Source organism: Phyllobacterium sp. 21LDTY02-6, assembly GCF_023554255.2.
Taxonomy (GTDB): domain Bacteria; phylum Pseudomonadota; class Alphaproteobacteria; order Rhizobiales; family Rhizobiaceae; genus Phyllobacterium.
Genome location: NZ_JAMJWD020000005.1, coordinates 227513 through 240959 on the forward strand (window position 1 = coordinate 227513; position 13447 = coordinate 240959).

A 13447-nucleotide genomic window follows, 5' to 3' on the forward strand; every position below is an offset into this window, starting at 1 on the left:
GGAGAAAACTATGTCTGATCCCTATCCTTATCCGCAGTACCTTACGAAAGAATTTGCCTTTCAAATCGAACTGCATTGGGTCGTCAGCGATCAGGCGGTCGAATTTGATGACGAGCTGTGCATGCCGGTTCGGAACCGAGCCTTCATGCAATCTCAGGCAAAGCACTATTTCGAGGTGCGCGCCACAATTCCCCCGGATGCGGATGAAAAACTGTCCTTTCAAGCTTTCGATGGCTTCCTCGAGGCGCTTCGGAAGGGCGGCGAAGATCCGGAGCGTCTGATCCTTTGGCATGCGGCCATGCAGGAGCACCTTACTCCGGTAGACCAGCCACGTGAGAAGCAGAATATCGGACCATACCTGAAATGGAGGGATACCCTGCACGATTGGGTGCGAGGATCGGGGAAAAAATCCACACGTCTACCCTCCAACCGGTTTGATGCTTTCATCGCCACTTACCGTGACCATGTTGCCCGACCCTCCCAGGCATTCAAACAGCGCGTCGAAGCTTCCGAGGAACAGTGGCTTGCCGGCAAGCGCACCAGATGGGATGACTATCTCTGGGATGTGTACTTCGTAAATCAGGAAGCCGCCCCTTCCCTCTTCTTCGGCCTCGATATGGACGTCGTCTATTTCCGTCGTTGGTGGCGAGCTCATCACGATTTCCTGACGGCACCCGAGAAGGAAACGCTGTTTTCCGATTTAACGGACCACATTCAAGCCGATGATAGAGGCTGGTTTGAATTTGTAGATTGGAATGATGTACAACCTATCGACGAGGCCATCGACATCGACAACATCCCTGATTTCGATAAGCTTAAGCGAGACTGGTAAATGCTGCCGTCGGCTTGCCTATCGCATTATAGATATCGTTGAGACTTGTCGGCGCCATCACCAGCAATGCCCGGCTTAGCCGTACTGATCGTATGCGGCAATCCCTGCCCGGCTGAGATATTATTTAGGTCGGAACAGGCTCTGCTGAAATCGTACGCTGAGAAGAACAGTGCGGACGCAATATGGTGCGGTTGCTTCCAGAGGCAGCGAAATTGAAGGTCGTTATCGTCAAGCTACGCCGTCACATGTTGGAACCGAACACGTAGATCAGAAGGGCAATCTGTAATCGTTTCGAGCCGGGTTGCCAACTCTAGTTGTATTAGTTACGGTCGCCGCACGTTCCAGCTGAACCTGAACTGAGGTTCAGCCGAACGGCCGACGGTATGCGCCCAGGAAGTTGCCGATGAACGAGATGCCCAGCTTTTCCACGGAAGTTGTCCAAGCTTCGCGCGTACTGCGTATAACGTCACCTTTGGGCAAGGACGTTCTGCTGCCCGAACGCGCGCGGATCAGCGAAGGCGTTAACCGGCTCTTCGAGATCGAGATCGCGGTGCGCTCCAAACAGACGATCAAGCCCGAGGAGTTGATCGGTCACCTCGTTGGTGTCGAAGTCGACATTGGCCAGGACGAAGACAAGGAAGAGTCAATCTACAGGCCCTTCAGTGGTATCGTGACCGAACTGCACGAAGGACCGGCAGTAACACGCAGCCTACGCTCCTATCATATCATCCTCCGACCCAGTCTCTGGCTGCTGTCACAGACGCGGGATTCGAGGATCTGGATGGATCAAACCAGTCTCGATGTGCTCGATACCCTACTGAAGGAGCATGGCCTCAAGCATGCGGATAGTTCCGCCGTGATCAATCCACTTCCCCCTATCCATTACTCAACCCAGTTCAATGAAAGCGATTTCAACTATCTGATGCGCCGTCTCGAACAGGATGGATTGCATTGGTGGTTCAGCTTTGACGATGGAGCGCACACGCTGCATGTGGCGGATCATGCCTCGGGTTGGCTGAAACCGTCGGCTGCAGCAAGGGGCGAGAGTAGAGTGCGGCTTGCCCAGGGAAGCTCGGATCACAATCATATCCGCGAATGGTCGCGGCGCTTTGCCTATGTGCCAGGTGTCAGGACAGGCGCGGACTGGAACTACAAGACGTTTGGCACCATTCCGCGCAGCACGACACCAACTCTGGTCGATCTGCCCGACAATCACAAGCGCGAAATATTCGAGTGGCCGGCTCAAGCGATAACCAATGAGGAAGTAGAACGCGTTGAGAAGCTGCGGATGCAGGCAACCGAGGCGGATCACGAGCGTGTCACCGGCACATCGAACGTGCGCACGCTTGAAGCGGGACGACGCTTCCAGCCCTATGATGCGGCCAATCCCGACGCGAAATACGAAGAGCACGTCATTATTTCCGCCGAGCACCTGATCGTGGACCGCTCCTACGAAACGAGCGACTCGGAACCGGAATACCGTAATAGCTTCGAGGCGATCCCCTCGCGCGTACCGCTCACTCCGCACCGTACGACACGCAAACAGCGCATCGAGGGAACACAAATTGCGGTTGTGGCTGGCCCTGCGGGGGAGGAAATCCACGTTGACCCTGATGGTTGCGTGAAGCTCTGGTTCCCCTGGCAAAGAGACCGCGCCAAAAAGGACGGGACCGACACCAAATGGATCAGGGTTGCACAGAACTGGGCCGGAGGCGGTTGGGGTGGACAGATAATCCCAAGAATCGCGATGGAAGTTCTGGTGACCTTCATCGATGGCGATCCGGATAGGCCATTGATCACAGGAATCGTGCCCAATCCGACGAACAAGGTGCCCTACGAGCTTCCTGCCAACAAGACCAAGAGTGTGTTCCGGACCAACACACATAAGGGCACAGGTTTCAACGAGTTGTCATTTGAAGACGAGCGCGACAGGGAAGAAATCTATCTTCACGCACAGAAGGATCACACACTTCACATCGAGAACAACCGTTCGAAGCGCGTCGACAACAACCAGTCGGAATCTGTCGGACACAACAAATCGATCGAAGTCGGCAACAACCACCACGAGGTGATTGGCGGCAACATGACGCTGATGGTCGGGCCGAATATACTGCAAAAAGCGGTGACGGGCGCCTTCAAGGCGCTGACCGACAAGATTTCCGGGCTCGCCAACAAGCTGGGTGTTCCCGACATCGCTAATATGGGTGAAGGCAATCTGGTCATCGGCGTCGGCAAAAACAAAGCCGAGACTGTCATGGTATCATCGACAGAAATTGTCGGAGCAGCAAAGGCCACTACAGTCGGCGGCGGCTATCAGCTCACCGTGGGTGGCGTGAAGAACGAAAGCGTCGCGGTCGGCACCTGGGAAGAGGTTGGGCAGACCAAGGTGACTGTCGTGGGCCATAAATATGAGATCGTCTGTGGCAAGTCGCGCATTCTCATGGAACGAGACGGCACCATAATAATTGAAGGCGTCAAGCTTTTGATCAAGGAGGATGAGGTCATGAAGGTAAAAGCTGGTCGTATTGACCTCAACTGAGGGCCTCGCAATGATAAAACTTCAAACCGCTGAATGGCTCGCCGCTGAGCAGGAAAACAAGGCGATACGTGATCGGCTCCGAAAGCAGTTTTGGTCGGAGATTGGGGTGACGCCAGCAAAAAACACCACCGACATCGACATCCCAGAGGCATCGCGACTCGGATTCATGCAGTCGTTAGTCGAAAAGACTATCAACGGTAAGGAAAGCGACCGCGAGATGAAACGTATCACGACGCTCGCGGTTGGAGAACTTGCGAGCCTCGCGATTGGCACCTTCGGTCATGGAGGTCTGAGGGCGGCTCCGGATATGGCGCGGCTAGCTCCCAAACAGTTGCGCAACTTTTTCCGCACTCAGGAAAAGACATCCTACGAATGGGCCGAGTTCGGGACGGCGCGCTGACCATGGACGATGTTTCGTTTATGTCTCCCTCCGGAAGCAACTCAGGCGTGGGCATCGACCATACTGAGAACTCCCATCTTAGCGGCCAGTGTTCGTATTCCGCCTATCTCGGCGAAAAATTCTACGAATACGTCGCCGTCATTGAGATGATCCACATTTTGGCGACAGATGAAAGCGCACGCAGACAGCTTTTTGAGGAATTGACCAAAAGCGGCTGGTATCATGGGCTGGCATCGATCGGCCACTCTGAAATAGCGCAATCTCAGGCCAATCAAGCCCTTGCTGCAAGCATACTTGATTTTCTGGGATTCGGAGACCGCAAGGTCGAGGCTGAGAAGCTGATGGGCCAAAGCATCGAAAACTCGCGGGAATCTGCCCGTCACGCCGGTATAGCAGCAGAAAAATTGGGAGAATACTTTCAGGGCCTCTACGAGGAGATCGTCAACCGCTATCGGGAATGTGGTGTCGCTTATGCCTTTGCTACAGTAGCAACGGACGGTGCCTTCTTTCTGGGCGAACTCGCAATCGGAGCAGGAGTTGCCGGTGTTTCTGCAAAAGCACTCAAAAGCCTGAAGTTCGTTTTTCGACGGCTGCCCGATCGCAAAATCCATGTCGAGGTAAAAAATCCCAATGGGGGGAGCTTTGAAAGAAACTTCTCCCAGGTTGAGTTGGAGGCGAAATATGGAAAGCCGGAAGACAATCATGTAGGCGTGCTCAGGGAAGATACCAATAGAGAAGTCAGCGCCGGAGCTGCCGGATCTGGCAAAAAGAAACTCACGCGGGGACGTAATGAAAACGAGATTACCTACGATCCGGAAACGGGTCGCCCGATAGGCGCAAAGGGTACGCTTCGCCAGGATTTCGGCGGGACCCCACGAGGCGACAATGCGACTGCGGTTGGTCGGCTTGGTAATGAAGGCGATCATGGCGGCCACCTTGTGGCGCATCGGTTCATGGGTGATACTCCTGACTACGGAATTGCGCCCCAGGCAGGTAACCTCAACACGGGTGCCTGGAAAACGATGGAGAACGAATGGGCAGACTGGATCAAGAAAGGTTATGAGGTAGACTATCAGATCGATGTATATCCGCCAGGATCAACAAGGCCGGACAGTTTTGATGTTACATATCAAGTTCGTGATCCAAAAACGAATCGGACCATTTACGAGGATTCGCCGGAATTCAAGAATAAAAGCGGACAGCATTTTGACCGCGTATCATTCAGAGACATGGAGTAAACAATGTCAGAAAACTTGGAACTGATGGGTGACATTGCACGGGTTCTGGTAAATAATGAAAGATTAACTGACATTGAGTGGGTTGAAATCTCAGTTGTCTTTTCATTCGATAGTGATGGGGATGTAAGCAGCACATATGGGTATGCATATGATGCCTCCGGGAACTGGACTGCTATCAGTTTCAAACCTCGCGAAGTGCGGCCCCAAGTAAATAGCTATCGCGAATGGCTGCGCCAGGAGGGCGACAAGGGTTTTATCAAGATGCTCTTCCAGTTCAACAAGGTGACGCGGCAGGTCAAGGCCGATTTCGAATATGATGATCCTTCCCGCTGGCAGGTAACGCCGAAAAACGTTGATGCGATGATCGGGGAATTGCGGCCCAATCTCGGGGAATGAGAGGAATGCAGGTCCCCTCAACCGCCATGTCCGGGCCGGAAAATAACGAAGAACGCCGACGCGGGCGGGCTCATCTGAAAGCGATTATCGGTGCGGTTTTGGCCACAGGCGAGCTTGATGATCCACGCTGGAGCGAACTGGCGGTTGTCTTTTCCATTTCCGCCGGAGGGCGGAATTTCGGCAACAGCGGCTATGCCTATGGCAAGGACGGCGCCTGGTGGGCAGTAAGCTTCCCAGTTCTTGCTCTTAGGGAGCCGGTGCTCGATTTTCTCGCGGACGTGCGGGATGATTCCATTCCGGAAGCACTTACGCGCGTCCTGCTGCAATATAACCGTACGACTAATCGTATCCGATTGATCACGGAGTTCAATGATCCGGATCGCTGGCAGATTACACCGGAAACGGCGCGTGAAATGGTTGATCAGCTTCAGCCGAGGTTTCCAGATAGTGACGATGCCCGCCGTTAAAGCCAAGCGCGCATACATCCCAAATTTACGGCCGGTACCACAAGAACAAGCACGACATCTATTTTGGATATTGGTGTTTTGAAACAGCTGGTGTCGCCAAGATGCTAAATATCGACGACAGCGAACTCAAAGATCACCCCAACTATCCATCTGATCTCGTGCATACATCAACCGCCGATTGAGACGAATTCGGATAAAAGCGGCGACGGTTACATGCCTCCTGCTCATCGCCAATCCGACTTTGGCGGAGGTTCAGCCGAAGACGGATCAGGGAATAGACGCGAAGCAAGGGCTGACACAAGCAGATGACCGGGCCGCCATCTGATTAACGCGCCCTAGAGTTCCCCGCCCGATGTATAACCTTTGGACTGAGTGACCATGACCGATCCCGACATGATGAAAACCTTCCAGAAAAACCTCGCGGATCAGCAGAAATTTGCGCGTGGGTGGGTGACCAAGAATATCAACAAAGAATTGTACGAGGGTGCCCATGCCGACATTCTGACGCCGTTCTTAGAAGATGACCAAACTCAAAAGAAACTGATTCCAAGCGCTCTTCGTGACATTGCGACGTGGCACATGAGGCATGCAATGGATACGAACGTAAACGAGAAGCTATTCCCGGATGAGCGGCTGTCGCTCGGCGGGCTCTACACGTTTTGGTATCAGGAATGCGCCCACGCTATCATGGAGTCCGATGACCCGGCTGGTTATCGTCTGAGCTACCGCGACTTCATCCCGGTCTGCACCATGCTGGCGCTCGGCTGGCCCAATCACGCCGTTCGCATGGCCGAAACCCTGTTCGACCGCTGGGATGTGCAGAAAGGCGGCAACGGCGCGGTGCCGTGGGAGACCTTTGGCGAATACATGCCCTGGGTGGCGATCAAACTTTACAAGGCCTGGCGGGGCAGCGACGAGGTGTACGAATACGAACCGGAAATCGATCAGTTGGAGGGTTTCGCACCGATGCTGGAGAAGCTGCTTGATCCGAGCGCAAGAATGTTCGGCGATGCCCTGGCCAAGGCCGCCGATTTCCATGTCAAGGGTTGCGGCTTTGATGACTATGACGTGGTGAAGACTGAGGACTACTGGTTCTTCCCTGTCGAGCTTCTGGCTGCCTGCCGCATTCGCCAATTGCGGGGCCTGGACGTGATCGACGTCTCTCACCCACTGTTCGACGCGACACCGCTGGGCAGACTGCATGATCCTCTGCCGGTTCCCCGCGATGAAACGCTCAGTAAGGTTCTGCCGCTGTTTGCCAAGGCCATCGGCGGAAATCTCGATCTGCGCGTGTGAGAGCGGACCGGCCCGTTGATACAGTGATATGAAGATGACGAGACCATCGACGTAAACATCTGGGCTGCCGGTCATCGCGGCATTTGACGGAAAATGACACGCAAGACACGGGCCGATATCATCGTGGCGATAGGCGCAGTGCATGGGCGGTGTACTTTCTCTGGTTATCGTGAGTTGACTATCACTGCTGCTTAGGCCGTCCCCTGTTCCTGGCGCAGGGCGGGTAGATCGGCGAGCGAGGGCGTTGCCGGAAACATCTCGCGGAATTTCTTCTCCACCGCGTCGAAGAGCGGCGTGCTGGTTCTGGGCAGTTCGCCCGGCAGCTTGCCGAGCGGGCTAACCGTGAACAGCGGATGCGTCATAAGCGGATTGGACAGACCGATCCATTCGCGCAGGCGCAGCACTGCCAGCAACTCGACCGGGAATATCCAGTAGTTCGGGTCCTCGATTTCGAAACGCAGGTCTCGATAAGGTCCTTCGTCGGGCCGCTCGACATGGCCTTCCTCGACATGTTGATGGCTCTGCTTCACATGATAGTCCGCCGCGCCGTCGAACGCGGCCGCGAACATCACGTCATCCTCGGAGCGCCAGTTGTCGAACAGTTTTTGCCAAGGTCCCAGTCCGAATTCATCGCCAGGTGGCTGATCAACCCCAGCGCTTCAGCATCGCCGCTGCCCGAACTGAGATAGTCAAGCTGGTACCGCGCCAACCGGCACTTGGAAATCGTCCCCTGCTACCTAGGGACAGAGTTATGATAGGTGTTCGAGCCGGCAAGCCAGTCCTGCAACTCTTGCTCTTGCTCGGCGACCAGCTGCATTTCATTTTTCTGGAGCCATTTCGGCCACCAGTCATATTCCAGTTCCTTGCGCAGTTCGGCGGCGGTGGAAAAGCTGGGCATCTCGTTCATCGACAACTTCCTGCACGCATACCGTCGTCCGTTCGGCGGAACCTCAGAACGGGTTCAGCTGGAACGTGCGGCAACCGTAACTAATACAACTAGAGTTCGCAACTGCCGATCTACCGCTAACGATTACGGTTTACCGGTAGACATTGCCGAAATGGGCCCGTTCATTGAAAACCCGGCCGCTGTGCACGACCGGTGGCTTTACCGCAAATCCTTGACGATAATACACGTGGTTGTGACCGAACTGGCGGGTGCAAGAAGAACCTTTTAGCAGAGATATTGCGTGTAGTCGGGTGCTGACATGTATCCGGCGGCCGATGCAGCGTTCCACATGCGGGCCCGTATGTCACAACCGCGTGCTTAAGGCACTTTGTCGCAATCTGGTTTTCCCGGTCTCGTCTCGTCGACCGTTACGCCATATCTTCCATCTGGCCTTCCTACACCTCCGACAGCCTCACGATCGTTGCAGGGTTACTCTGCCGCGATGAACTCGATAAACTCCACCTTTGGCCATCAAAGCCCATACGATACGAGCCATCTTGTTGGCGAGTTGACCTGCTGCCGGTTTCAAGGACACTGAGTTAAGGTGTTCTACGTGAAAGCGGAGAGTGTGAATACACAGACGAAAGTTCAGCCGCGAATACAAGATTGAAGCGGTGAAGGTGGCGAAGCTGAAGGCGAAGCGCGATATGAAGTTTGCGTTCATCGCCGCAACCGGTTCCAACGCTGCGCAATAGCAATAGCAATAGCACTTCGTACGCGGTTGGGTCATATCTACGGCGTACCGCCGAACCAAGGCATCTCAGTCTTCCTCGGGCAACGCATAGGTAGTGGACCGTCTTCTCGGCTCTCAAATAACTCCTCCGCTCACTGTCTGGTGATTTGTTGCAGGATTTATTTGAAATTGAAAATCGCTTGCAGCTATCATGTTCGGGCAGCGCCGTCTGGCAACGCTGTAGGATGGCGAGAAGTAATGCGCCCGAAAACGCAGTGGCATATGGATCCGTTCCAAGCACGCTCCCTTAGACTTCCCCTCGCGGCAATTGCGCTGTCGGCGACAGTTGCCTTGGCGTTGGTGGCCCCTGAGGCGGGGGCACAGGTGGAACCCATTCCGTCTGGCGCGGATGCTACACAGGTCAATGTATCACCTGTTGGCGTGTACGAAATGCCATCACCACTGGTGTCCAAATTGCGCGTGACGGAGCTATCCGGGCGCCCGAACGAATACCGTGTGGAAGTGTACGGCAGTGGCGATCCACGCGACGGCTCCGGTGTCGCGGCTGATTGCCTAACTGTTGCTGAAGGTCGTTTGGTGGGCAATCGCATTGATGGGCGGCTGCTGATCGAGAAAGATCTTGGCGGGTCAGGAAATGCCAATCTGACATCGGCGCCGCGGTTGGTTCTGACTTTCCAAGGAAATGCGGTGCATCTGGAAGGTGATTTCGACCACTGCCCGATGCGCGCCGCAATCGTTGGCACATACCGCCGGACGCAGGGGCCCAATCGGTTCTAAGAGGATCAGCCGGTTTTAGCCGCCACGCATTGCTGCCACACTTCCTTTAAGTCATATATGCATACCTTCATGGGTGGGCAGTGGTGGCAGGGGGCGTGGGCAAAGATCGCAGCGCAATGTAATCAGAGTGAATGCTCACCATTCCGAAGCTATCTCCGGGTTCATTTCTGTTATGCCGACAAACGCTGCGCGTGTGCTACTCTTTGCCAGCCGTACATTTTGACATAACTATCTGGCAGTAGCTCTCAGGCCGCTCATCAGCAGCTGGCTGACAGCGAACTCCCCTCGCCTCGCCTTCTGCGTCAGCGATCGTAGATAGCCGCCGGCACACGTAATTTCACTGGAGCGTTGCAGGATCCATGCGATGACGGCCGATAGACATTCCGTGCCCATGATCAGCCTGGCGTCGCTGTAGGCCGATTGCGCAATGCCAAGGCATCGGGAGACGATCTGTGTTGCATCGATGAGGTCACGCCATGAGCTTACGCCACTCGGTGAATAGTCACGAATATCCGGACAAGCCCTGAGAACGACGTCGAGCGGAACGGTGATATGCGCTGATGTGGGATTTGGTTTCCCCAAAAGAGCATTGGATGACGGAAGTGGCTCCGTAAAATCATTCATTTTTGAATTTTTAGATTTAATATGGGATTCAGGCAGGGATTCAATATGCTGCCGCTCATTCTGAGCATCATTGGCGCTCAATTCTTGAGTATCATCCAATGTTTTCAATAAGTTATCGACATCTGCACGCAGACGGGCCAGTTCACCCAGAATTGCCTGGAGTTCGGCCTGTGATGCACGCCGTGGAATAGCGTCAACGATTGCGCGCAGGCGCTTGTGAACGAGCGTCCACTGCCCGGCGGTGTCTTCGACAAGAGCAGCGTCGATAAGCTGGCCCAGGTCCCTCCTCTGCAAGCTAACCTGTTCACGCGTTCGTTTCAGCAGCAATGCATCTGCCTGGACTGTCTCTGCAGCTCTTGCAATCTCTTTGGCGCGTTCAAGCAATGGTTCAAAGGAAAAGCCAAAGGCCTCCTCGACCACCCCTGCCCTGTTCTTATAGGAATATCGTTTGCCGTTCGGACTATCGCGACGTGCAATCAGGCCGGCATCCACCAGGGACGCCAGATGCCGTCTCAACGTCGACTCCGGCATTCCATGGGCCCGCAGCGCCAGCTGACGGTTCGAGGGAAACACGACGAGCCCGTTCTTCTCGCAAATCTCGTTCTCGGGATAGAATGACAGAAGAGAACTCAACACAGCCAGACAGCGGTCGTTGATACCGAATACGGACTTGGCGATACAGAGCTGCTTATAGACGAGCCATCGGTCGACGGCGTTGCTCTTTTCTTTACTCTCTTGTGAAGATGACGCCCGCAATTGCGCAAACGACATCTTTCGCCCGCGAAAGGCGGACGTGATAGTCTCTATTGCTTGCATTTCCTCTTACCTTCCGTGAGGCAAAAGAAATCCGCTCACCAAAACGGCGCCAAAGACTCTTGACAGTGATTCGTGGAAATGCGATTCTCAGTCTGCTAGAACTTCGAGAAGGGCTTCCATGATGGCAACGTTTTGGGGGCCTTTTTCTTTTGCGATTTAGTCTCCTGCTGGTCCAGTTTTCGATTGCTCAAACTCATCATACAAACGGTCCAGACGACTCGAAAGCCAGTCGCTGAACGGTTTGGCATTTTCATTTCCTAGTTCGATGGCGACTTTCTTGGCTTTCTGGTTCATCGTTAGGATCACGGAAGAGTCCTTGGATATCCAGGACTTGGCGGGAGAGGCGGTTAAACGCTCCTTCTTCGCCGATTTTCCCTTGATGCTGGCAGCGGCAAAGACGCGGCTGAAGCGTTCGTCGCTGTCCAGGCTGCCAAATTCTTCGGATGCCAACACCTCCGCAATCTGGGTAGATTTGCGCTCGGCAAGAAGGCTCAGCTCTACCCAGCGTTCACGCCCTATTCCAGGCGCGGAGCCGATCCGGTAAATCAGATCTTGAGAAATGCGCGTGGTAACCGATACCATCTTGGACACCGCCGCCGCATTCGCGGCGAGCGCTGAGGAGATTGTTTCTCGGTCATATCCAAGCTTTTCGAGATTGCTGGCGAAAAGTGCTTTCTCAATAAAACTAAGATTGGCTCGAGCCGAGTTTTCCTGACCTTGCGCGATGACGTGAGTTTTGTCGTCTAGCGCCTTTACAACAGCTCGTACCTTCCGGTGAAGCTCGCGAGCAACTCTAACGCGTCGATGCCCGAAGACGATCATATAACGGCTATCGAAATCAGGATGTGGGCGAACAAGGATAGGGCTATCCTGACCGCGCTCCTTAATCGCCTGCAGGAGCTCTTGGTAATCTTCATCATTTGAGCCAAGGCGATCTGAGACGAAGGAGCCGTCAATGACATCCGGGTCGATTTCGATGACCTGTTCGCCTTCGAGAAAAGCATCAGCCTGGCGGGCAAGCTCGTTAACCGATCGGATCATCGACTTGGAAGCACCGCCTATCCGGTAATTAGCTTCCACCGGCTCATCGGTTGTGTCGGCAAGTCCTGCAAGCAGATTTTTTCTGGCCATATCAATCTCCGCAATAGTCTATCGCACTGGAATTGCGTGTAAAAAGGTGCATTTTGTCAGCGGACAATTCACCGGCCCCAAGCTCCGTGGATCAGCCCTTCAATCTCGCTATTCACGGCGTTTAAGGATTCGATTGCGCGCTCATAAGTGGATCGAGTCATGGCATTCTTTTCTATCTCGTAAAGGGTTTGCTTCGTGATGCCGGCATCAGATACCGCCGTCGACTTCACCATCTGGTTCTTGAGGATGAACTCGCCGAACAAGGTCTGCAAAAACGCCACCATTTGAGCCTGAGGCTGATCTGTAGGCTCGTATCTCGTCACGAGGTAGCGATACCACTCAAGGTTGACCTCTGCCCCTGCAGCACGGATAGGCTCAAGAATGTTGCCCAACATCAAAAGGAACTGACCCATTGACATGACATCAAGCATTTGAGGATGAATTGTAATCAGAACTGCGGTTGCCGCTGTCAGTGCTGTGATCGTGAGATAGCCGAGCTGGGGAGGGCAATCGATGACGACAATATCGTAGGAACTGTCAACTTCCTCGAGTGCCTTTGAAATGCGAGTGAAGAAAGACTTGCCGGCATTCGAATTCCGGTCGCTCATGGCCAGTGGCGTGTCGTACTCAAACTCTTGAAGCTCCAGGTTTGCCGGTATGATATCGAGACCAGGAATATTCGTTTTCTGGATGATCTCAGAGATACGCTTTCGCTCGTCATCGTACCGTATTGCGTCATAGATTGACGGAACTTGATCAAGTTCAGGTTGGAAGCCGTGAAGCGAAGAAAGAGATGCCTGCGGATCAAGATCCACGGCCAGAACGCGATGCCCGGTAAGCGCGAGGTACTGCGCCAGGTGGGCTGTAGTCGTCGTCTTGCCGCTGCCACCCTTGAAGTTGACGACAGCTATGATCTGCAGATGTTCTCCAGCCTTCCTGTACGGCACGTAATTGCGAGCCTCTGAGCGGCCATATTGATCCAGATACTGACGCAACTCTTGCATCTGCTCAGCGGTGTATGACCTGCGACCAGACGACGATGTCTCAGGGGCTGGCCCCTTGCCTTCCAGATGCAGCTTCTTAAGGTGACTCTGACTGACGCCGATATATTGTGATGCTTCGGCAAGCGAGAATGAACGAAGTGTCTTCTTACCGGTATCCGGAAAATTCTGCAGGCTAAGCAGATGCAGCTTCTTCGAGATCTGATCGCCCTGTTCGAGGATCTGCTCTTCAAACTTCAGCCTTGCGTTCGGCTTTCTAACCGAGATCTCGTTCATTGCCCAGTGACTTC

The 13447-nt window shown here is 54.1% G+C and carries 14 protein-coding genes; 9 read left to right on the plus strand and 5 right to left on the minus strand.

From position 1 onward, the window contains the following. Positions 1 to 10: 10 nt before the first annotated feature. The 8 genes from M8997_RS17760 (at position 11) to M8997_RS17790 (ending at position 7168) form a co-directional block, all read left to right on the plus strand. A complete protein-coding gene (locus M8997_RS17760; RefSeq protein ID WP_250015587.1) occupies positions 11 to 832 on the plus strand; it encodes a hypothetical protein in 822 nt (273 codons plus the stop codon). 403 nt (positions 833 to 1235) lie between these two features. Next, the gene (locus M8997_RS17765; RefSeq protein ID WP_250015588.1) at positions 1236 to 3371 is read left to right on the plus strand and encodes a type VI secretion system Vgr family protein; all 2136 of its coding nucleotides are present in this window, start codon (positions 1236 to 1238) and stop codon (positions 3369 to 3371) included. 10 nt (positions 3372 to 3381) lie between these two features. Next, positions 3382 to 3771, plus strand: a complete 390-nt coding sequence (locus M8997_RS17770; RefSeq protein ID WP_250015589.1) for a hypothetical protein — start codon at positions 3382 to 3384, stop codon at positions 3769 to 3771. A gap of 2 nt (positions 3772 to 3773) precedes the next feature. Beyond that, a complete protein-coding gene (locus M8997_RS17775; protein WP_250015590.1) occupies positions 3774 to 5009 on the plus strand; it encodes a DNA/RNA non-specific endonuclease in 1236 nt (411 codons plus the stop codon). A 3-nt stretch (positions 5010 to 5012) separates the two neighbouring features. Beyond that, entirely contained in the window at positions 5013 to 5405 is a 393-nt protein-coding gene (locus M8997_RS17780; RefSeq protein WP_250015591.1) for a hypothetical protein, read from the plus strand. 5 nt (positions 5406 to 5410) lie between these two features. Further along, positions 5411 to 5872 (plus strand): hypothetical protein, encoded by a 462-nt coding sequence (locus tag M8997_RS17785; RefSeq protein WP_250015593.1) that lies wholly within the window; start codon positions 5411 to 5413, stop codon positions 5870 to 5872. Between the two features lie 23 nt (positions 5873 to 5895). Beyond that, positions 5896 to 6054: a PoNe immunity protein domain-containing protein gene (locus M8997_RS22275; RefSeq protein ID WP_371929608.1), complete on the plus strand. Its 159-nt coding sequence runs from the start codon at positions 5896 to 5898 to the stop codon at positions 6052 to 6054. 196 nt (positions 6055 to 6250) lie between these two features. Next, on the plus strand, positions 6251 to 7168 hold the full coding sequence (locus tag M8997_RS17790) for a hypothetical protein (protein ID WP_250015595.1): 918 nt from the start codon (positions 6251 to 6253) through the stop codon (positions 7166 to 7168). A gap of 191 nt (positions 7169 to 7359) precedes the next feature. On the opposite strand, the gene M8997_RS17795 is transcribed toward M8997_RS17790, so the two are convergent. Both M8997_RS17795 and M8997_RS17800 read right to left on the minus strand, forming a co-directional pair. Continuing rightward, entirely contained in the window at positions 7360 to 7737 is a 378-nt protein-coding gene (locus M8997_RS17795; protein WP_250015597.1) for a hypothetical protein, read from the minus strand. 164 nt (positions 7738 to 7901) lie between these two features. After that, positions 7902 to 8075: a hypothetical protein gene (locus M8997_RS17800; RefSeq protein ID WP_250015599.1), complete on the minus strand. Its 174-nt coding sequence runs from the start codon at positions 8073 to 8075 to the stop codon at positions 7902 to 7904. A 970-nt stretch (positions 8076 to 9045) separates the two neighbouring features. On the opposite strand from M8997_RS17800, the gene M8997_RS17805 reads away from it, so the two are divergent. Further along, on the plus strand, positions 9046 to 9585 hold the full coding sequence (locus M8997_RS17805) for a hypothetical protein (protein ID WP_250015602.1): 540 nt from the start codon (positions 9046 to 9048) through the stop codon (positions 9583 to 9585). 228 nt (positions 9586 to 9813) lie between these two features. On the opposite strand, the gene repC is transcribed toward M8997_RS17805, so the two are convergent. From repC to repA, 3 genes are all read right to left on the minus strand, one after another. Further along, the gene (gene repC / locus M8997_RS17810; RefSeq protein ID WP_250015604.1) at positions 9814 to 11025 is read right to left on the minus strand and encodes a plasmid replication protein RepC; all 1212 of its coding nucleotides are present in this window, start codon (positions 11023 to 11025) and stop codon (positions 9814 to 9816) included. Positions 11026 to 11181: 156 nt separating this feature from the next. Continuing rightward, positions 11182 to 12156, minus strand: coding sequence for a plasmid partitioning protein RepB (repB, locus tag M8997_RS17815; RefSeq protein WP_250015606.1), 975 nt, complete (start codon positions 12154 to 12156; stop codon positions 11182 to 11184). Positions 12157 to 12224: 68 nt separating this feature from the next. After that, entirely contained in the window at positions 12225 to 13433 is a 1209-nt protein-coding gene (gene repA / locus M8997_RS17820; protein ID WP_250015609.1) for a plasmid partitioning protein RepA, read from the minus strand. Positions 13434 to 13447 lie beyond the last annotated feature (14 nt).